Origin of the sequence: Mesoterricola silvestris (assembly GCF_030295405.1) — a bacterium.
Taxonomy (GTDB): domain Bacteria; phylum Acidobacteriota; class Holophagae; order Holophagales; family Holophagaceae; genus Mesoterricola; species Mesoterricola silvestris.
Genome location: NZ_AP027080.1, coordinates 1,898,995 through 1,917,614 on the forward strand (window position 1 = coordinate 1,898,995; position 18,620 = coordinate 1,917,614).

At 69.2% G+C, this 18,620-nt stretch carries 14 protein-coding genes and 1 other RNA gene; 10 read left to right on the forward strand and 5 right to left on the reverse strand.

The genetic code is table 11. The annotated features are described in order from the left end of the window. Positions 1-85: 85 nt before the first annotated feature. Together R2J76_RS08205 and R2J76_RS08210 are read left to right on the forward strand one after the other, a co-directional pair. Entirely contained in the window at positions 86-811 is a 726-nt protein-coding gene (locus tag R2J76_RS08205; protein WP_316415351.1) for a cyclic nucleotide-binding domain-containing protein, read from the forward strand. Beyond that, on the forward strand, positions 808-1,041 hold the full coding sequence (locus R2J76_RS08210; RefSeq protein ID WP_316415352.1) for a hypothetical protein: 234 nt from the start codon (positions 808-810) through the stop codon (positions 1,039-1,041). Before R2J76_RS08205 ends, R2J76_RS08210 begins: the two co-directional genes overlap by 4 nt. A 537-nt stretch (positions 1,042-1,578) precedes the next feature. Here the strand turns inward: R2J76_RS08210 and R2J76_RS08215 are convergent. Beyond that, the gene (locus R2J76_RS08215; RefSeq protein ID WP_316415353.1) at positions 1,579-2,541 is read right to left on the reverse strand and encodes an electron transfer flavoprotein subunit alpha/FixB family protein; all 963 of its coding nucleotides are present in this window, start codon (positions 2,539-2,541) and stop codon (positions 1,579-1,581) included. 21 nt (positions 2,542-2,562) lie between these two features. Continuing rightward, positions 2,563-3,312: an electron transfer flavoprotein subunit beta/FixA family protein gene (locus R2J76_RS08220; protein ID WP_316415354.1), complete on the reverse strand. Its 750-nt coding sequence runs from the start codon at positions 3,310-3,312 to the stop codon at positions 2,563-2,565. 83 nt (positions 3,313-3,395) lie between these two features. On the opposite strand from R2J76_RS08220, the gene R2J76_RS08225 reads away from it, so the two are divergent. Genes R2J76_RS08225 through R2J76_RS08235 form a run of 3 tightly spaced genes read left to right on the forward strand, consistent with a single transcriptional unit; the run spans position 3,396 to position 6,714 of the window. Beyond that, positions 3,396-4,490, forward strand: coding sequence for a UDP-N-acetylglucosamine--N-acetylmuramyl-(pentapeptide) pyrophosphoryl-undecaprenol N-acetylglucosamine transferase (locus tag R2J76_RS08225; RefSeq protein ID WP_316415355.1), 1,095 nt, complete (start codon positions 3,396-3,398; stop codon positions 4,488-4,490). Positions 4,491-4,493: 3 nt separating this feature from the next. Then, on the forward strand, positions 4,494-5,792 hold the full coding sequence (locus tag R2J76_RS08230) for a S41 family peptidase (protein ID WP_316415356.1): 1,299 nt from the start codon (positions 4,494-4,496) through the stop codon (positions 5,790-5,792). Between the two features lie 7 nt (positions 5,793-5,799). Then, positions 5,800-6,714 carry a divergent polysaccharide deacetylase family protein gene (locus tag R2J76_RS08235; protein ID WP_316415357.1) on the forward strand — a complete coding sequence of 305 codons (915 nt, stop codon included), beginning with the start codon at positions 5,800-5,802 and terminating at the stop codon, positions 6,712-6,714. A gap of 795 nt (positions 6,715-7,509) precedes the next feature. Here R2J76_RS08235 and glpX read toward each other — a convergent pair. Both glpX and cutA read right to left on the reverse strand, forming a co-directional pair. Next, on the reverse strand, positions 7,510-8,478 hold the full coding sequence (glpX, locus tag R2J76_RS08240) for a class II fructose-bisphosphatase (RefSeq protein ID WP_316415358.1): 969 nt from the start codon (positions 8,476-8,478) through the stop codon (positions 7,510-7,512). A gap of 24 nt (positions 8,479-8,502) precedes the next feature. Then, on the reverse strand, positions 8,503-8,829 hold the full coding sequence (gene cutA / locus R2J76_RS08245; protein ID WP_306602286.1) for a divalent-cation tolerance protein CutA: 327 nt from the start codon (positions 8,827-8,829) through the stop codon (positions 8,503-8,505). 294 nt (positions 8,830-9,123) lie between these two features. Here cutA and R2J76_RS08250 point away from each other — a divergent pair, with 294 nt between their 5' ends. The 3 genes from R2J76_RS08250 (at position 9,124) to R2J76_RS08260 (ending at position 12,095) form a co-directional block, all read left to right on the forward strand. Beyond that, complete coding sequence (locus tag R2J76_RS08250; RefSeq protein ID WP_316415359.1) at positions 9,124-10,347, forward strand: FG-GAP repeat domain-containing protein; 1,224 nt, start codon at positions 9,124-9,126, stop codon at positions 10,345-10,347. A 70-nt stretch (positions 10,348-10,417) separates the two neighbouring features. Beyond that, a complete protein-coding gene (locus tag R2J76_RS08255; RefSeq protein ID WP_316415360.1) occupies positions 10,418-11,557 on the forward strand; it encodes an Ldh family oxidoreductase in 1,140 nt (379 codons plus the stop codon). 25 nt (positions 11,558-11,582) lie between these two features. After that, positions 11,583-12,095 (forward strand): GNAT family N-acetyltransferase, encoded by a 513-nt coding sequence (locus R2J76_RS08260; protein WP_316415361.1) that lies wholly within the window; start codon positions 11,583-11,585, stop codon positions 12,093-12,095. 520 nt (positions 12,096-12,615) lie between these two features. Here R2J76_RS08260 and R2J76_RS08265 read toward each other — a convergent pair. Beyond that, complete coding sequence (locus tag R2J76_RS08265; protein ID WP_316415362.1) at positions 12,616-16,014, reverse strand: adenosylcobalamin-dependent ribonucleoside-diphosphate reductase; 3,399 nt, start codon at positions 16,012-16,014, stop codon at positions 12,616-12,618. Positions 16,015-16,281: 267 nt separating this feature from the next. Here R2J76_RS08265 and ffs point away from each other — a divergent pair. Continuing rightward, an RNA gene (gene ffs, locus R2J76_RS08270) (signal recognition particle sRNA small type) lies at positions 16,282-16,377 on the forward strand. 630 nt (positions 16,378-17,007) lie between these two features. Beyond that, positions 17,008-18,519, forward strand: coding sequence for an amino acid permease (locus tag R2J76_RS08275; protein WP_316415363.1), 1,512 nt, complete (start codon positions 17,008-17,010; stop codon positions 18,517-18,519). Positions 18,520-18,620: the final 101 nt, after the last annotated feature.

Genomic DNA, 18,620 nt, shown 5'->3' on the forward strand with positions numbered 1-18,620 from the left:
AAGCATAAAGGGAAAAATCGCCCGCCAGTGAAGTTCCCATCGGAAGGGAAGGCAGGTTATCTTTAGATCCATCCCTCGGTTACCCATGTCCGATTCGAACTTCATAGGCCAGAGCAAGCTCACCTTCAAGGAGGGGGAGATTGTGTACCGCAAGGGCGATCTGGCCCAGACGATGTACGTGATCCTCACGGGCAAGATCCGCATGTACGTGGGCACCGAGCCCCAGGGGGACTGGTCCGAGGAACTGGCCAAGGGCGATTTCTTCGGCGAAGGCAGCCTCCTGGAGCCCATCCCCCGCCACCACACGGTGGTGGCCCTGGAGGACACCGAAGTGGTGACCATCTCCCGGGGCACCTTCCTGCGCATGATCCGCCAGAACCCGGAAGTGTCCGTGAAGATGATGCAGCGCCTGGCCCAGCGCAACCGCGAGCTGGCCGGCCGCGTGGACCCGGAGCCCTTCAAAGGCGCCAAGGCCAAGGCCCAGCCTACCTCCGTGAGCCTCGTGTCCGTCATCTCGGGGCGGAAGTTCAACATCCTCTCCCACGGCGCCCTCGTGGGCCGCTACGACCCCAACACCGGCATCCACCCCGATATCGACCTCACCGAGGAGGACCCGCAGCTGAGCGTCTCCCGGCGCCACGCGCGGATCCTCTGCGAGCACAACCGCTACTTCCTGGTGGAGGAGCACGGCGTGGCCAACGGCACCTACATCAAGGGCGAGCGCCTTCCCCCCGGCGACGCCCGGGAGCTGAAGGCCGGGGACCGGGTGGGCTTCGGCATGGTGGTGCTCTTCTTCGAGAAGCCCGCGTGATCAGCGTCGAGGTGTGGCGCGACGAGCACGGCGTCACCTGGGAGCTGGTCCAGCTCGGCCTGGACGAGACCGGCGGCGGCTGCATCATCCGCGAAGGCTTCAGCACCCTGGACCGCGCCGACGGCGACGTGCGCGAAGGCGTCGAAGTCATCGCCCGCTTCGGCGACGTGGAGGACGCCCGCGCCTACCTGGAATCCGAAGGTTTCGAACTCTTCACCTCCAGAACCTGATCCCCGCCCCCCGAAGCGGATCGGGAGCCGAGGGCACTGGGAACGCATGCGCGCGGTTTGGACCTTTCGGCCGGTCCAATCCTTCCCCGCCGGGGGCTGCGGGGGGATCGTCGAGGTTCCTGGGGGAGAGGGCGGCCCATGCGGTCCCGGACCGGCGCCCCGACCCAACGGTAGCGATTTCGCAGCAGCGAGCTGCTGCGAAATCGCTTGCCGTGATCCATGGATGAGAGGTGGCGGAGGCGTTCAAAAAAAACCGCTCCCGGTCCTTCGGATGCAGGTCGAAGCATCCCTTCCGCGCGATGCCGAAGAAGCGCACCCCACGCCCTCCTTCACCCGTCCTCAATGGACAACGGCAAGCAATTTCGCAGCAGCTCGCTGCTGCGAAATCGCTACCGGTGGGTCGGCGCGCCGGTCCGGGACCGCATGGGCCGCCCTCTCCCCCGGGAACCTCGTCGATCCCCTTCGCAGCCCCCGGCAGGGAACGCTTGGGCCGGCCGGGAGGACCCGGTCCCGGCGCCCCCAGCCGGATGCCCCGACCTACTTCCCCAGCGCCTTCGCGGCCTTGGTGAGTTCCGGCACCACCTCGAACAGGTCGCCCACGATGCCGTAGGTGGCGAGCTTGAAGATGGGGGCTTCGGGGTCCTTGTTGATGGCTACGATGACCTTGGAGCCCGACATGCCGGCGACGTGCTGGATGGCGCCGCTGATGCCGCAGGCGATGTAGAGGGTGGGGCTCACGACCTTGCCGGTCTGGCCGATCTGCATGCTGTGGGGGAGGCCCCAGCCGGCGTCCACGGCGGCCCGGCTCGCGCCGACCACGCCGCCCAGGGCCCCGGCCAGTTCCTCCAGGATCCCGAAATTGGCGCCGTCCTTCATGCCGCGGCCGCCGGCGACGATGACGTCGGCCTCGGCGATGTCCACGTGGCCCGCGCCCTTGGTGAGGATCTCCTTCACCACGGCCAGGAAGCCTCCGGCGGGGGCCGGGAGGGTCTCCACGGCGCCGGCCTTGGGGCAGGGGGCCAGGGCGAAGATATTGGGCCGGGTGGTGGCCACCTGCACGGGGGTCTCGAACCCGGTGGTGGCGAAGGCCTTGCCGGCGTACACGGGGCGCACCGCCTGGAGGCGGCCTTCCACCATGGACAGGCCCGTGACGTCCGAGGCGTAGCCCGCGCCCAGGCGCGCCGCGACCCGGGGGGCCACGTCGCGGCCGCAGGAGGTGGCGGCGGCCAGGAGCGCGGTGGCGCCCTTGGCCTTCACGGCGTCGGCGATGGCCGTGGCGTAGCCGTCGCTGGAATAGGCGGCGAGGCTCGGGGCCTCGATCTTCACGATGACGTCCGCGCCGTACTGGGCGGCCTCGCCGGCCCCCGTCGTGTCGGCGCCCACGAACAGCGCGCCCAGGCCCTTGCCGGCGCCATCGGCGAGGCGCCGGGCCTCGCAGAGGGCCTCAAGGGAAGGCTTGCGGATCTTCCCATCCTTCGTCTCACAGAAAACCAGAATCATTTCGACCTCGGAATGGATGGGTTACAGGACCTTGGCTTCGTCGCGCAGGAGACCCAGGAGGGCCGCGGCCTGGGCGGCGGCGTCCCCTTCCAGCTTCCGGCCTTCGGGGCGGGAGGGGGGCAGGGCGAGGGTGACGGTGGTGACGGCGGGCGTCACGGCGGCCCCCTCCACCTCCTCGATGGTCTTCTTCTTGGCGGCCATGATCCCCTTGAGATTGGCGTACCGGGGCTCGTTGAGGCCGCGCTGGGCGGTGACCACCGCGGGCAGGGAGCCTTCCAGCACCTCGCTGTCGGCGTCCCCTTCGCGCTCGGCCTTGAAGCGGCCTTCGGACAGTTCCAGCTTCGTCACGACGTTGGCCTGGGCCAGGCCCAGCAGCTCGGCCAGCATGGGGCCCACGCAGGCGTTGTCGCCGCCGAAGCCCTTGTTGCCCAGGAGGATCAGGTCGAAGCCCTTGTCCTGGGCGAAGGCGGCCAGGGTCCGGGCCACGGCCAGGGGGTCCCCGGTCTCGGCGGACTTGACCAGCACGGCCTGGTCGGCGCCCAGGGCCAGCGCGTTGCGCAGGATGTCCTTGGCCTTGTCCCCGCCCACGGAGACGGCGGTCACTTCGGCGGCGGCGGATTCCTTGAGGCGCAGGGCCTCCTCCAGGGCGTACTCGTCGTAGGGGCTGGTGATCCACTTGACGTCGCCGGCGTCCAGGGATTTCCCGTCCGCCGCCACCCTGATCTTGGTCTCGGTGTCGGGCACCTGTTTCAGGGCCACAAGAATCTTCATTCGATCTCCCGAAAAAAAGGGAGCCGCCCTTTCGGTACGGCTTGGTCCTAAATACTACCAGGGAATCACCAAATGGTATCCTCATGCCCATGACAGGACGCATGTACGCCGAGAGCCTCGTGTTCACCGGGGGCGGGACGGGGGGCCACTTCTTCCCCGCCGTGGCCCTGGCCGAAGGGGCCCGGGCCCGCTGGGACCGCCCCATCACCTTCGTGGGCGCCACCCGCGGCATCGAGGCGCGGCTCCTGCCCCCGGGCCCCTGGCCCTACGAGCTGCTGGACGTGGAAGGCTTCGTGGGGCGCTCCCCCCTGAGGACGGCGCGGGCCGCGTGGAAGCTGTTCCGGGCCTGGCGCATCCTGGTGAACACCTGGAGGACGTACCGCCCCTGGGCGGTGGTGGGCACCGGCGGCTACGGCGCGGGCCCGGCCCTCCTGGCCGCGCGGAGCCTGGGCATCCCCTACTTCCTGCACGAATCCAACGCCAGCCCGGGGCTCCTGGTGAAGCGCCTGGCCACGGGCGCCGAGGGCGTCTGGTGCGGCATGGCGGAGGCCTCGGCGGGGCTGCCCGGGGCCCGGTGCGTCCTGGCGGGGACGCCGGTGCGGGAGGCCTTCCTGCGGGACTTCCAGCCCCTATCGGCCCAGCGTCCCCCGTACCGGCTCCTGGTGCTGGGGGGCAGCGGGGGCGCCCGCGCCCTCAACGAGGCGGTGTTCCAGGCGGCCCCGGGGCTCCTGGAGCGGTTCCCCCAGTGGGACCTCCTCCACCAGACCGGCGCCGGCCCCTTCGCGGAACTCTCCGCCCGGGACCGGCATCCCCGGCACCGGCTGGCGCCCTTCCTGGAATTCATGGACCGGCAGCTGGAATCCGCGAGCCTCGTGGTGACCCGGGCCGGGGCCAGCACCTGCGCCGAACTGCAAGCCGCAGGACGGCCGGCCGTCATTGTGCCCATGCCCGGCAGCGCCGGGGATCACCAGGTGGCCAACGCCCGGGCCATGGAGGCCGCGGGCCGGGCCCGGGTCGTCCTCCAGGGGGAGGGCATGCACCTCGCGCTGGCGGAGGAGGCGGCCCGGCTCATGGGGGACCACGCCCGGCTGGCCGGCCTCGCCCGCGGCGAGCCCAACCGGGCCACGGACATCTGCCTGGATGATCTCGCGTCCAGGATGCAAAACCGCCTACACTAGGGCATGCATCAGCGCACCTGGCTCTCCCTCCTGACCCTCCCCCTGGTGGCGATGTTCACCTACCCGGTGGTGTTCCGCCCCGTGCAGGAAGCCCCCCGGAAGGAACTCAAGCCCGTAAGCCAGGATCCCCTGGCCGGCCTCTCCGACATCCAGGACGTCCTCTCCCTCATCAAGGACCACTACGTGGATCCCCCGGACATGGAGAAGGTCCTCAACGGCGGCATCCAGGCCGCCCTGGAGCGGGCCCACCCCCTGAACGCCTACCTGACCCCGGAGGACCTGCGCCTTCCGGACCCCGGCCCGGCCTCCATCGGGATCCAGGTGCTCAAGCGCCAGATCTACGCCCAGGTCATGGGCGTGACCGCCGGCAGCCCCGCCGCCAAGGCCGGCTTCCAGCCCGGGGACGTGATCCGCAAGGTGGACGGCGATTCCATCGGACCCATGAGCAGCTGGACCCTGGAGCGCCGCCTGCGCGGGGTGGCGGGTTCGGACATCTCCCTGCTGCGCTACGCCGCGGCCAACGGCGAACTGAAGAAGATCACCCTCAAGCGGGAGCTGATCGCGCGCCCGCCCGCATTCGTCCGCAAGGAAGCCAAGGCCAACCTCATCGGCATGGAGGACCTGACCCCCGGGCGTGCGGTGGAGCTGCAGGCCCTGCTCAAGGACCTGGACCACAAGCTCCCCCTGATCCTGGATCTGCGCCGCTGCAACGGCGGCAGCCTCAGCGAGGCCGCCCTGGTGGCGGGCCTGCTGGTGGGCGCCGGGCCCCTGGCCACCATCCAGGAGACGGGCAAGGCGCCCATCCCCCTGGCCATCGTTCCCGCCGGTCTCCCGCCCTTCGCCAAGGTGGCGGTGCTCCAGGGCCCCTGGACCTGCGGCGCCGCCGAGGCGCTGTCCTCGGCCCTGAAGTTCCAGTCCGTGCCCGTCTTCGGCGAGCGCACCATGGGCCTGGGCGTGGAGCGCACCCGCTTCCCCCTGCGCCAGGGCGGCGCCGCGGAGGTGGTGAACAAGCGCTGGCTGGGCGCCGGGGGCGAATTCCTGGGCGTGGGGGGGGAGAAGCCCGCGGCCATGAAGGCCAAGGCCGACCCCGCCCACCCCGGGGAGGCCGCCCAGGCCGGGGTCACCCCCGACCACCTCTTCAAGAACCTCAAGCCCGAGGAGGACCCCCTGCCGCGGATCCTCGAGATCCTCGAGGAGAAGGGCAAGGCGGCCCAGTGGAGCATTCCCCGCCAGAACCGGCGCGATCCGGTGCTGGTGTCCGGGCTGATGAACAGGTTCCCCGCGGACCGGGACTGGGTCTGAGCCGGTGGTGACGCGACGGGGAGGCCGGGCCTCCACCCCCCGCCTGGCGGGGCTGGCCGTGCTCATGTTCGCGCTGGGCCTGGGCATCGGCGCCCTCTTCACCTCCCAGTCCTGCTCCCGGAAGGGCCGCCTGCCCGGGGACGAGGAAAAGGCCCAGCCCCGGCCTGCCCCCAAACCCAAGCCCCGGAAGGCCGAACCGGTCCCGCCCGCGCCATCGCCCGCTCCCGCGCCGGCCCCCGAACCGAAATCCACCCTGCCCAAGCTGGCCGTGGTCATCGACGACCTGGGCTATGCCCCCACCGAGCTGGTCACGCGCCTCTGCGCCCAGCCCGTGCCCCTCTCCGTGGCCGTGCTGCCCTACCAGGAGCGCACCCGCGCCAGCGCCGACATCGCCCACGACCGGGGCAAGGAGGTCATGCTGCACCTCCCCATGGAGCCCCTGGGCTACCCCGCCCCCGGCAAGGATCCGGGCCCCGAGGCCGTGATGTTCGACCTCAAGGAGCCCGAGCTGCGTGCCCGGGTGCGCAAGGCCCTGGCCGACGTGCCCTGGCGCCGGGGCGTGAACAACCACATGGGCTCCCGCATCACCCCCGACCGCACCCGCATGCGGTGGGTCCTGGAGGAGATCCGCGCGAAGAAATGCTTCTTCGTGGACAGCCGCACCGAAAAGGACTCCGTGGCCTTCGACGTGGCCCGCGACCTCGCCGTGCCCACGGTCCAGCGCAAGGTCTTCCTGGACGACGACAAGACCTTCGCCGAAATGTCCCGCCAGTGGGACCGCGCCCTGGCCATCGCCCACAAGGAAGGCCAGGCCCTCATCATCGGCCACATCTACCCCGAAACCGTGGAAGCCCTCGAAAAACTCATCCCCACCGCCAAAGGCAAAGTCCAGTTCGTGAGGGCGGGGGATCTGGCGAGGTAGGGGGGCGTCTGGGCAGGCCAGGGCGTTCGGTTCCATCCGGATCCTCCCTGCCGGGGGCTGCACGTTGAAGGGGGGGGGCCCATCAGGAGGGCCCTACCCATTGGGGTCCCGGACTGTTGCGCCGACCCACCGGTACCGCCGGTTCCAGTCCTCGCTGCGCTGCGGGCTGGAACCGGCGGTTAGCCGTAGCTCGGTCGGGATTCCCGGTACGTCGGGATTGGGGGGCGGTTCCGGACCGGGGCCGCGGATGTTTCGAGGAAAAAACGCAATTTCCATCCCCCCTCGCATCACCGCGCACCCCGCCCACGGCTAACCGGCGGTAACGGTGGGTCGGCGCACCTTTCCGGGACCCCAATGGGTAGAGCCCCCTTATGGGACGCGTCCCAAGCAAGGCGGGGCCCCCGGCAGGGAATCCCCCGAAAGGCACAAACGCCAGTTTCCGCCTGGAAGCCGACCGTGATGTCCTCGCTGCGCCGCGGGCTGGAGCCGCCGGTTAACCGTGGCCGAGGTGCGCAGTGATGGAAGGGTTGGATGGAAATTGCGCTTTTTCCTCGAACCATCCGAGGCCCCAGTCCGGAACCCCCCCCAATCCCGATGTACCAGTAATCGCGACCGAGCTACGGCTAACCGACGGTTCCAGCCCGCAGCGCAGCGAGGACTGGAACCGGCGGTACCGGTGGGTCGGCGCAAAAGTCCGGGACCCCGGTGGGTAGACCCCCCCTGATGGGACCCCCCCCCTTCAAGGCGCAGCCCCCGGCAGGGAATCCCCGGATAGGCACGAACGCCCACTCCCGCCTAGAACCGGACCGTGATGTCCTCGCCCTCGTTCACGTGGACGGTATCGATGAACCTCACCCTCCTCGGCCTCCGGTTCAGCACCAGGCTCGCCGTGCGGACGCCGTCGCCGAAGGTGTGGACACCGTCCAGGAGGTTGCCCCGGGTGACGCCGCAGGCGGCGAAGACGATGTGTTCGCCGGGGGCCAGGTCGTCGGTGAAGTAGATGCGGTTGAAGTCGACCCCCATGGCCTCGGCCTTCTCCCGGCTGGCGGTGTTGGTGTCCACCACCAGGCGGCCCTGGATCTCGCCGCCCAGGCACTTGAGGGCCGCGGCGGAAATGACGCCCTCGGGGGCGCCGCCGATGCCCATGACGGCATGGATGCCCGTGCCGGAGACCGCGGCGGAGATGGCGGCGGAGAGGTCGCCGTCGCCGATGAGCTGGATGCGGGCTCCGGCGGAGCGGATGGCCTCGATGAGGTTGTCGTGCCGGGGGCGGTCCAGGACCACCACGGTCAGTTCGCTCACCTTCCGGTGCAGGGCTGCGGCGATGATCTTGAGGTTCTCGGCGGGGGTGGCGTCCAGGCTCACCTTGCCCTTGGCCGCGGGGCCCACGCAGAGCTTCTGCATGTAGAGGTCGGGGGCGTGGAGGAGGCCGCCCTTTTCGGAGGCGGCCAGGACCGTGATGGCGTTGGGGGCGCCGGTGGCGCAGAGGTTGGTGCCCTCCAGGGGATCCACCGCGATGTCGATGGCCGGGTGGCCCATGCCCAGGCCCAGCTTCTCGCCCACGTAAAGCATTGGCGCTTCATCACGTTCACCCTCGCCGATGACGATGGTGCCGTCGATGGGCAGGTGCTCCATGCTGTGGCGCATGGATTCCACCGCGAGCCAGTCGCTGTGCTTGCGGTTGCCGTTGCCGATGCTCACCGCGCAGGCGATGGCGGCCTGTTCCACGACGCTGAGAAACTCTCCGCTGAGGGACATTTCCATGGTGTTCTCCTGGTTGTGGGGCGATCAGCCTTCTCGCGAAACCGATTCCTCGATCCATTCGAGGAAACTGTCGGAACAAGCTTCGACGGGGACCATCAGGATTTCCGGGATCTCGTAGGTGTGGAGCTCGGTGATGACCTGGGCCACCGCGTCGTACCGGTCGCGGCTGGTCTTGATCATCAGCATCACCTCCTCGTCGAGGTGGGTTCCGCCCTTATAGTAGTAATAACTCTTGATGGAGGGCAGGATGTTCACGCAGGCGGCGTACCCCTGGTCCACGACCGCGGCGGCAATGGTGAGGGCTGTCTCTTCGCTGCCACAGGTTGTGAAGATCGTCACGGCATTGATCATAGCCAATCAGGACTCCGGGCCGGTTCGTGGCCTGAATATCGAGTTTGCCACGGCTTTGGATGCCATCCCAAGGGAACTCTCATGGAAATGATTTTTTCCTAGCCGCGGGCACCGGGGGGATCGGCCTTCCGGAGGGGTAATGCCTCGCATTGCAAGGTCTGGACGCCCGGAAAAAAAGCCCCGGCGCGGCTCAACGCCCCCGGCCCAGGGGGCGTCTAAAATTCCAGGTCAGGGAGGCCATCCCGGGGTTTTGTCGATTTTCGTTGCGGAGGATCCAGCATGGGAACCCGTTCGATGAACCAGATCCTTTGGGGCGCCCCCCTGGTGGCGGGGCTCGCGGCCCTGCAGCTGTCCTGCTCGGGGGACAGCCACTACCAGCGGTCGGGCTTCGCCGACTACCCGGTGACCTGGGTCGCCGTGGCCGATCTGAACGGGGATGGCCTGGTGGACATCGTGGACGCCGTCCACTTCGAGGGGGGCGGGGCCGCCGCCTCCGGCTGGGTCTCGGCGCGGGTCCAGGACCCGGCGGCCCGGGGCACCTACCTGGATCCCGTGCAGACCGCCGCCGGCGCCAATCCGGCCTTCCTGGTGGCGGCCCGGCTCTCCCCCGCGGGCAATCCCGGCGTCGTGGTGGCGAACCGGCAGTTGGCCCCCGGCGCCGGGGCCTCCAACCAGGTCTCGGTGCTGTTCCCGGATCCCGCCGTCCCCGGCGGGTTCAAGGCCCCGGTGGCCCTGCCCGTGGGCACCCGCAACCCGGTGGCCGCGGCCGTGGGCGACCTGGACGGGGACACCTACCCCGACGTGGTGGTGGCCGCCGACGGCGCCAGCACCCTCCTCCTCTTCACCCAGCAGGCCCCGGGGGGGACCTTCGCGGCCCCGGTGGCCCTGGCCGCGGGCGGCGAGCCCACGTCCGTGGCCGTGGCCGACCTCAACGGCGATGGCCTCGCGGATATCGTGGCCACCACCTCCGGCAACCAGGTCTCGGTGTTCCTCCAGGACCCGGCCCATCCCGGCAGCTTCCTGCCCCGGGTGGACTACGCGGTGGGGGTCCACCCCGTGGCCGTGGCGGTGGCGGACCTGAACGGCGACGGGCTTCCCGATCTCGTGGTGGCCAACAACGGCACCGGGACGGCGCCCACGACCCAGGGCGTCAGCGTGCTCCTGCAGGCCTCCGGGGGCGCCTTCCAGCCCGCCGTCACCTACGACGCCGGGGACGCCTTCGCCTCCGCCGTGGCCGTGGGCGACCTGGACGGCGACGGCCGCCCCGATATCGTCGTGGCCAACGCGGGCGTGCCCGGCGACCCCGGCAGCGTCGCGGTGCTCATCCAGGACGGGACCGGCGCCTTCAAGGCTCCCGTGCGCTACGGCGGGGTCCAGGGCCCCGGCTCCGTGGCCATCGCCGACGTCGACGGTGACGGCCTGCCGGACTTGGTGCTGGGGGACGGCGGCCTCTTCGTGAGGTTCCAGATCCCGGGGAGGCCCGGGGTCTTCGGGCCCCCCGCCCAGTACCGGCAGTAGATCCTTTGGGGCTTGTGCCACCGGGCCGGAACGCCCACCATGGCACCATCCCTTCCTGAAAGGATCCCCCATGCAGTGGGTCGACGAGTATCCGCGCCACTACCAGGACTGCGTCTGGCTTGATTTCACCTTCCTCGAGGGGTTCATGCGGGACTCCCTCGTGGCCGCCGGCGTCCCCGCGCCGGACGCGGCCGTGGTGGCCGACGTCCTCATCGAATCGGATCGCCGGGGCATCGACTCCCACGGCATCGGGCGGCTCAAGCCCATCTACATCGACCGCATCCGGGACGGCATCCTGGATCCCGTCACCCGGGTGGAGGTGGTGCGCGACCGCAAGACCGTCACCGTCCTGGACGGGCACAACGGCATGGGCCACGTGGTGGCCAAGCGCGCCATGGAGACCACCCTCGCCAAGGCCAGGGCCCACGGCATGGGCATGACCGCCGTGCGGAACTCCACCCACTACGGCATCGCCGGGTACTACGCCTCCATGGCCGCCAAGGCCGGGATGATCGGCATCACCGGCACCAACGCCCGCCCCTCCATCGCCCCCACCTTCGGGGTGGAGAACATGCTGGGCACCAACCCCCTGACCATCGGCTTCCCCACCGACGAGGACTTCCCGTTCATCCTGGACTGCGCCACCTCCGTCACCCAGCGGGGCAAGATCGAGAGCTACGCCCGCATGGGCAAGGACCTGGTCCCGGGCTGGGTCATCGACGAGGAGGGCCGCACCCGCACCGACACGGCCCAGGTGCTGGTGGACCTGACCCTGGGCAAGGCCGCCCTGACGCCCCTGGGGGGCATCGGGGAGGACATGGCCGGGTTCAAGGGCTACGGCTACGCCACGGTGGTGGAGGTGCTCAGCGCCGCCCTGCAGGACGGGGCCTACCTCAAGCTGCTCAACGGCCTGGACGGGGCCGGGAACAAGGTCCCCATCCCCATCGGCCACTTCTTCATGGCCGTGGACATCGAGGAATTCATCGAGCTGGACCGGTTCAAGGCGATCGCCGGGGACATCCTGCGGGAGCTGCGGGCGAGCCGGAAGGCCCCCGGCGAGGAGCACATCTTCACCGCCGGGGAGAAGGAGCACCTCGCCTGGGGGATCCGGAAGGAGAAGGGCTGCCCCGTGGGCGCCGCCCTGAGAAAGGACATGGAGACGCTGAGGAAGTGGTATGATCTGCCCTACCATTTCCCCTGGGACGCCTGAGTCTCAAGATCGAAGGAGGGCGGCCATGACCTTCACCGTCAGGAAAGCGGAACTCCACGAAGGCCACGCCCTGGGGCAGTTCGCGGAGGCCTGCTTCCGGGAATCCTTCGGCTACCTCTTCCCGGAGGAGGCCCTGGACCTGCTGTGCTCCAAGGCCTTCACCACCCCCGTCATGGAGGGCCTCATCCGCAACGGCACCTGGATCGCGGAGGGCCCGGAGGGATGGCGGGGCTACGTGGCGCTCTCCCCCGATCCCTGCCCCGTGGAGGGGCTGGCGAGGCCGCACCTGGAGCTCAGCCGCCTCTACGTGCCCGCGCCGTGGATGGGGCAGGGGGTCTCGGACGCGCTCATGACCGCCTTCCTGGCGGACGCCCGCGCCAAGGGGGTGCGGGGCGTCTGGCTGGAGGCCTTCGAGGGCAACCCCCGGGCCCTCCGTTTCTACCGCCGCTGGGGCTTCAAGGACCTGGCCGGCAGCGTGAAGATCCGGGAAGGCCTCCACCTGCCGCACCGGATCCTGGCGAGCGAACTGAATGGGTGAGGCGTGGGTGTCCCGGACCAGCGTCAGGGATCCGCTGACGCAGGCAAGCTGCGTCAGCGAAAAGCTTGCGACGAAAGGATAGGCGTAAGTGTTGGCACACGCCGGCTTCGATGGGCGTTGCGGCCCGGTTGGGGGGGTGGGCTCTCCGGATGGGCCTAGGTTCCAGGGGTACGCTTCAAGTGTTCCGGGGTGGGGGTGGGGTGGCGCCGACGTTGATCGGTTGGCAGCAGTCGCAAACATCTGGAATCGGCACGATCCCTTTGGCCGGAGTCTCTGGTTTCAGGTGGCTGCCGCTTGAACCGGTCAGCGTCGGCGCGAAGCGGTCGTCCTTCCGGGAAACTTGAAGCGGACGGAACGGGTATAGGCCCATCCGGAGAGCCCAGCCATCAATCCTGCCCCAACGTCCATCGAAGCCGGAGTGTGCCAACACTTACGCATAATCTACCGTCGCGAGCTTTTCGCTGACGCAGCTTGCCTGCGTCAGCGGATTCCTGGCGCAAGGTTGGGACCCGGGCGAAGTCTAGCTGCAGCCGGTGGTGGCGCCGCAGGTCTGGCACTTCATGCAGGCGCCGTTCCGCACCAGGGTGAGGTGGCCGCATTCGGGGCAGGGGTCGCCGGTGTAGCCCTTCTGGCGGGCGGACATGAAGGCCGAGGGCGCGGCGGCGGCCTTGGCGGCGCCGGGGGCGGGGTGGCCGTGGGCGGCCAGGGCGGGGGCGGGCTGGGGCGCGTTGGCGGTCTCGGATTCGGGGAAGAGGGGCGTCATGCCGCCGATGGCGGCGGCGGACAGGCCCTGGCTCTCGGGCTTGTGGGAGCCGTTCCCGCCGGTCATCTGCATGAGCTGCTCGGGCTCCACCTGGGCCAGCTCGTAGCGTCCCAGGTAGCTGATGGCCAGTTCCCGGAACACGAAATCGATGAGGCTGGTGGAGAACTTCACCGTGTCGCTGCCCTGGACCATGCCGTTGGGCTCGAAGCGGGTGAAGAGGAAGGCCTCGCAGAACTCCTCCAGGGGCACCCCGTGCTGCAGGCCCATGCTCACGGCGATGGCGAAGCAGTTGAGCACGGCCCGGAACCCGGCGCCCTCCCGGTGGATGTCCAGGAAGATCTCGCCGAGGGTTCCGTCCTCGTATTCGCCGGTGCGCAGGTAGAGCTTGGTGCCCCCGATGGTCGCGGCCTGGGTGTAGCCGCCGCGGCGGTTGGGGAGCTTCTTGCGGTATGTGCGCACCACCTGCTGGGCCAGGGCCTGGCTCAGGGCCTGGACCTTCTCGGCCTTGGGGGCCTCGTCGTCCACGAGGGTGTCGATGCCCTCCAGGAGGTCGAGGTTGGTGGCGATGGCCTGGCTCATCTTGGAGCCGTCCCGGTAGAGGGCGACGGCCTTGAGCATGTGCTGCCAGGAGGCCTTGTAGATCGCGCCCACCTCTTCCACCGTGGCCTCGGCGGGGAGGTTGATGGTCTTGCTGATGGCGCCGCTGAGGAAGGGCTGGGCGGCCCCCATCATGCGGATGTGGCCCATGGGCGCGATGAAGCGCTGGCCCTTGCGGCCGCAGCGGTTCGCGCAGTCGAAGATGGGCAGGTGCTCGTCCTTCAGGTGGGGGGCGCCCTCCACGGTCATGGTGCCCGCCAGGGCGTCCAGGAAGGCCTGGGCGTCCTCCTCCCCGAAGTCCTTCTTCAGGCGGTCCACGGGAATGACGAAGGCGGGGTCGAAGGCGGTGGGGAGCTTGTCCTCGATGGCCGCGAGCTCCTCGGCCGTCCAGCCCTTGGCCAGCAGCCGGCTCCGGGAGATGCCCGGGGTCTCGTCGGTGATCTCCAGCCAGCCCACCACGTGGCGCTCGATGTCGCGGATCTGGGCGGGGTTGTAGCCCAGGCGCATGAGGGCTTCGGGGATGGCGCGGTTCACGAGCTTGAAGTAGCCGCCGCCGGCGAGCTTCTTGAACTTCACCAGGGCGAAGTCCGGCTCCACGCCGGTGGTGTCGCAGTCCATGAGCAGGCCGATGGTCCCGGTGGGGGCCAGCACCGTCACCTGGGCGTTGCGGAAGCCGTGGGCCTCGCCCAGGGCCAGGGCGCGGTCCCAGCTGTCCCGGGAGGCGTCCAGGATGGACTTGGGCAGGAGGCTCCCCTTGAGGCCCTGGGGCGTGATGGAGAGCTGCTCGTACTCCGCGGCGGGGGCGTCGTAGGCGGCCCGGCGGTGGTTGCGGATGACCCGCAGCATGGCATCCCGGTTCAGCTGGTAGCCGGGGAAGGGCCCCAGCTGGCCGGCCATCTCCGCGCTGGCGGCGTAGGCGTCGCCGGTGAGGATGGCGGTGAGGGCCGCGCACCACTGGGTGCCGGCTTCGCTGTCGTAGGGGATGCCCAGGCGCATGAGCATGGCGCCCAGGTTGGCGTAGCCCAGGCCGAGGGTGCGGAAGTCATGGGAGAGCTGGGCGATGCGCTCGGAGGGGAACTGGGCCATGAGGACCGAGATCTCCAGGACGAACGTCCAGAGCCGGATGGCGTGGCGGTACCCGGACAGGTCGAATCCGCCGTCGGGGGTGAGGAAGCTGCACAGGTTCAGGGAGGCCAGGTTGCAGGCCGTGTCGTCCAGGAACATGTACTCGGAGCACGGGTTGCTGGCGTTGATGGGGCCGTCGGCGGGGCAGGTGTGCCAGTCGTTGATGGTGGTGTCGAACTGGATGCCGGGGTCGGCGCAGGCCCAGGCGGCGTAGTTCACCTTGGCCCAGAGGTCCCGGGCCTTGAGGGTCTTGTGGACCTTGCCGTCGGTGCGGCGCTCCAGGTACCAGTCGCCGTCCTTTTCCAGGGCGCGCATGAACTGGTCGGGGACGCGCACGGAGTTGTTGGAGTTCATGCCCCCGACGGTGGCGTAGGCGTCGCCGTCCCAGCCGGTGTCGTAGCTCTTGAGGTCCCGGCTGAAGTCGCCCTGGGACAGGCGGCTCATGGACTGGGAGAGGAAGGCCGAGGCCACGCCCTCGCCCTTGGCCCGGGCCAGGGCCTTGCGCAGCTTCTCGTTGGTGCGGGGGTTGGCGTCCCGGGTGGTGGAGCCCTCCACGGCCTCGCACAGCGCGTTCCAGGTGCGGCCCAGGACGATGCTGCCCGCGGCCATCATGGCGACCTTGCGCTCCTCGGTGACCTTCCAGTCGATGAAGGCCTCCACGTCGGGGTGGTCCAGGTCCAGGCAGACCATCTTGGCGGCGCGGCGGGTGGTGCCGCCGGACTTGATGGCCCCCGCGGCGCGGTCGCCCACGGCCAGGAAGGACATGAGGCCCGAGGAGCAGCCGCCGCCGGAGAGGTTCTCGGTGGCGCCCCGCACCTTGGAGAAGTTGGTGCCGGTGCCGCTGCCGTACTTGAAGATCCGCGCCTCGCGGGTCCACAGGTCCATGATGCCGCCGGGGTTGACCAGGTCGTCCTCCACGCTCTGGATGAAGCACGCGTGGGGCTGGGGGCGCTCGTAGGCGGAGGTGGACTGGCACATGGCCCCGGTGACCGGGTCCACGAAGCTGTGGCCCTGGGCGGGGCCCGAGATGCCGTAGGCGTAGTGGAGGCCGGTGTTGAACCACTGGGGGCTGTTGGGGGCGCACATCTGGTTGGCCAGCATGTACACGAGTTCGTCGTAGAACGCCTGGGCGTCCTCGGGGCCGTCGAAGTAGCCGTACTGCTCGCCCCAGTGCCGCCAGCAACCAGCCAGCCGGTGGAACACCTGCCGGGCGTCCTTCTCCCCGCCGTTGGCCGCGTCGATGCCCTTCCGGCGGAAATACTTCTGGGCCAGGATATCCACCGCCACCTGGGACCAGCTCTCGGGGACCATCACATCCTTGGCCTCGAACACCACGGTGCCGTCCAGCTTGGTGATCCGGCTGGTGCGCCCCACGAAGGGGATGCCCGCGAGCGGATCCTTGCCGGCTTTGGTGAAGGCGCGAGAAATTTGCATAAGATCCTCAGGGTTGGGCTCGAGCTGCGTTGAAATGGCCCATTGCACGTGGCCTATCCAGCTTGCTACCAGGTTCGACATCAAGGGGTTGTGCTGGGTAGAAAGAATCACCCCAAGATCTTGGGGCGTCAAGGGGGACCCGCCCCCTTTTTTTCGCCTCGGGGAAAGAGCCTTGGAAATCAAAGAATTTATCGCGCGGGCTCCCGCGGCCCCCCCGGACGAGGGCCGGGCTATGCCGCGGGGCCGCGTGCGGCTAAGATGGAATCAAGCCGGGCCCCATGCATCGGGGTGCGATGAACCGGGTCAGATCGGAAGAAGCAGCCCTAAGTCGTTCCCCCGAGTGCCGTGGCAAGCCCGGCCCTTGCTATGTACGTCCATGAACGTCTCGTACGGTTGGGTAGCGCCCGTGTTCCGGACCTGCGCGCCGTTTACTCGGCCGGACAAGCCGGCCTCGTTGGATGCCGGAGGGGCCGAAGGGGCGAGGCTCCACGTACCAGCTCCGAGGGAGGTTCCGGGTTGGTGGGGTTTGGGCCCATCCGGGGGGACCTGGGGAGGGCAGGACGTGCTGCGAGTGAGGGTCGAGGCCCGCGGTTCGCGCCGACGTTGAATGGCGAAGGCGACCCCCCATGGAATTGGGCCAACGGAGCCAATCAGCGTCGGCGCCCCCCGGCGCCGACCGACCCCACGCGAAGCGATTCCACCCAGGCCTTGAAAGCCGCCCACCAGCCCGGGGCCTCCCGGAGGGCCCCCCGGTTCCGCTCTCCGGACCCCCCATCGAAGGAAACGGGCGCAGCACCCCCCCTCGTCCCTTCCCCACTCCCCGTCCTCGCCGGCTTGTCCGGCGAGGACGAACCGGCGCGCAAGTCCGGGACCCGCACGAACCCCTGGCGACCCCGCCGCCCTGCGCTACCATGGGTCAAGCTCACGGCCTTTATCGTTTCCACAATGACTTGCCTTGACGGTTCCGAAGGGGATCGAACGGAGACCTGCACCATGACGGAGAAGATCACGTCCCAGCTCTTCAAGCGAAAGCCTCTCGAACTGCTCCTGGAGGAGATGCGGGGGGAGAACCGGCTGCGGCGGGTCCTGGGGCCGGTGCAGCTCACGGCCCTGGGCGTGGGGGCCATCATCGGGGCGGGGATCTTCGTGGCCACCGGGGCCGCGGCCCACAACGTCGCGGGGCCGGCGCTCATGCTCAGCTATGTGGTGGCGGGCATCACGTGCATCTTCGCGGCCCTGTGCTACGCCGAATTCGCCTCCATGGTGCCCGTGGCGGGATCCGCCTACACCTACGCCTACGCCACCCTGGGCGAGCTCTTCGCCTGGATCATCGGGTGGGACCTGATCCTGGAGTACGGCGTGTCCAGCGCGGCGGTGGCCACGGGGTGGTCGGCCTACGCCCAGAGCTCGCTGTCCAAATTGGGCATCGAGTTCCCGCTCATCCTCCGGGAATCGCCCTGGCGCTACGACGCGGTGCACGGCGCCTTCGTGCGCACCGGCAGCTGGCTGAACCTGCCCGCCGTGCTCGTCACCGCCGCCGTCACCTTCGTGCTGGTCAAGGGCATCAAGGAGAGCGCCGGCTTCAACGCCACCATGGTGGCCATCAAGGTCGCCGCGGTGCTCTTCGTGATCGCCGTGGGCGCCTTCTTCATCAGCGCCACGAACTGGCATCCCTTCGCGCCCTTCGGCTGGACGGGACTGAGCTTTTTCGGCCACACCGTGGCCGGCCAGGTGGACCCCGGCGGCAAGCCCGTGGGAATGCTGGCGGGGGCGGCCATCATCTTCTTCGCGTACATCGGCTTCGATTCCGTCTCCACCCACACGGAGGAGGCCAGGAATCCCCAGCGGGACGTGCCCCTGGCCATCGTCATCTCCCTGGTGCTCTGCACCGTGCTCTACATCGGCGTGGTGGCCGTGCTCACGGGGATGGTCCGGTTCGACCACCTGGACGTGAACGCCCCGGTGTCCATGGCCTTCAAGGTGCACCACCTGGGCTGGGCCGAAGGGCTCATCGCCACCGCCGGGGTGGCCGGCATCACCTCGGTCCTCCTGGTCATGATGCTCAGCGGCCCCCGGGTCTTCCTGGCCATGGCCCGGGACGGCCTGCTGCCCAAGGGCGTCTTCGGCGTGGTGCATCCGGAATTCCGCACCCCCTGGAAGTCCACCATCCTCATCGGGATCTTCGTGGCGGTCCTGTCGGGCCTGCTGCCCATCGACTCCCTCCTCCACCTCACCAACATCGGGACCCTGCTGGCCTTCGTCATCGTGTGCGCGGCCGTGCTCATCATGCGGAAGAAGTACCCCGACGTGCACCGCCCCTTCCGCTGCCCGTGGGTGCCCGTGGTGCCCATCCTGGGCATCCTGTCCTGCCTCCTGCTCATGTTCTCGCTTCCCACGGAGAACTGGTGGCGGCTCATCGCCTGGCTGGCACTGGGTTTCGGCATCTATTTCTTGTACGGGCGCAAACATAGCGTTATGAAACATTACTCGGAAACCAATCGCTAAGCTCGGGCATCAAAATCGCCAGGCGACGCTCTCCCTGGGGATTGAACCACCGCCTCACCAATGGAGGACGGAACCCCGTCACCAACGCTTGAATGCTCCAT

What these genes read in the sequence shown, in the direction of transcription:
- R2J76_RS08205 (WP_316415351.1), top strand. Translation starts at nt 86, where the DNA reads ATGTCCGATTCGAACTTCATAGGCCAGAGCAAGCTCACCTTCAAGGAG.
- R2J76_RS08215 (WP_316415353.1), bottom strand. Translation starts at nt 2,541, where the DNA reads ATGATTCTGGTTTTCTGTGAGACGAAGGATGGGAAGATCCGCAAGCCT.
- R2J76_RS08220 (WP_316415354.1), bottom strand. Translation starts at nt 3,312, where the DNA reads ATGAAGATTCTTGTGGCCCTGAAACAGGTGCCCGACACCGAGACCAAG.
- R2J76_RS08225 (WP_316415355.1), top strand. Translation starts at nt 3,396, where the DNA reads ATGCCCATGACAGGACGCATGTACGCCGAGAGCCTCGTGTTCACCGGG.
- R2J76_RS08230 (WP_316415356.1), top strand. Translation starts at nt 4,494, where the DNA reads ATGCATCAGCGCACCTGGCTCTCCCTCCTGACCCTCCCCCTGGTGGCG.
- glpX (WP_316415358.1), bottom strand. Translation starts at nt 8,478, where the DNA reads ATGGAAATGTCCCTCAGCGGAGAGTTTCTCAGCGTCGTGGAACAGGCC.
- cutA (WP_306602286.1), bottom strand. Translation starts at nt 8,829, where the DNA reads ATGATCAATGCCGTGACGATCTTCACAACCTGTGGCAGCGAAGAGACA.
- R2J76_RS08250 (WP_316415359.1), top strand. Translation starts at nt 9,124, where the DNA reads ATGAACCAGATCCTTTGGGGCGCCCCCCTGGTGGCGGGGCTCGCGGCC.
- R2J76_RS08255 (WP_316415360.1), top strand. Translation starts at nt 10,418, where the DNA reads ATGCAGTGGGTCGACGAGTATCCGCGCCACTACCAGGACTGCGTCTGG.
- R2J76_RS08260 (WP_316415361.1), top strand. Translation starts at nt 11,583, where the DNA reads ATGACCTTCACCGTCAGGAAAGCGGAACTCCACGAAGGCCACGCCCTG.
- R2J76_RS08265 (WP_316415362.1), bottom strand. Translation starts at nt 16,014, where the DNA reads ATGCAAATTTCTCGCGCCTTCACCAAAGCCGGCAAGGATCCGCTCGCG.
- R2J76_RS08275 (WP_316415363.1), top strand. Translation starts at nt 17,008, where the DNA reads ATGACGGAGAAGATCACGTCCCAGCTCTTCAAGCGAAAGCCTCTCGAA.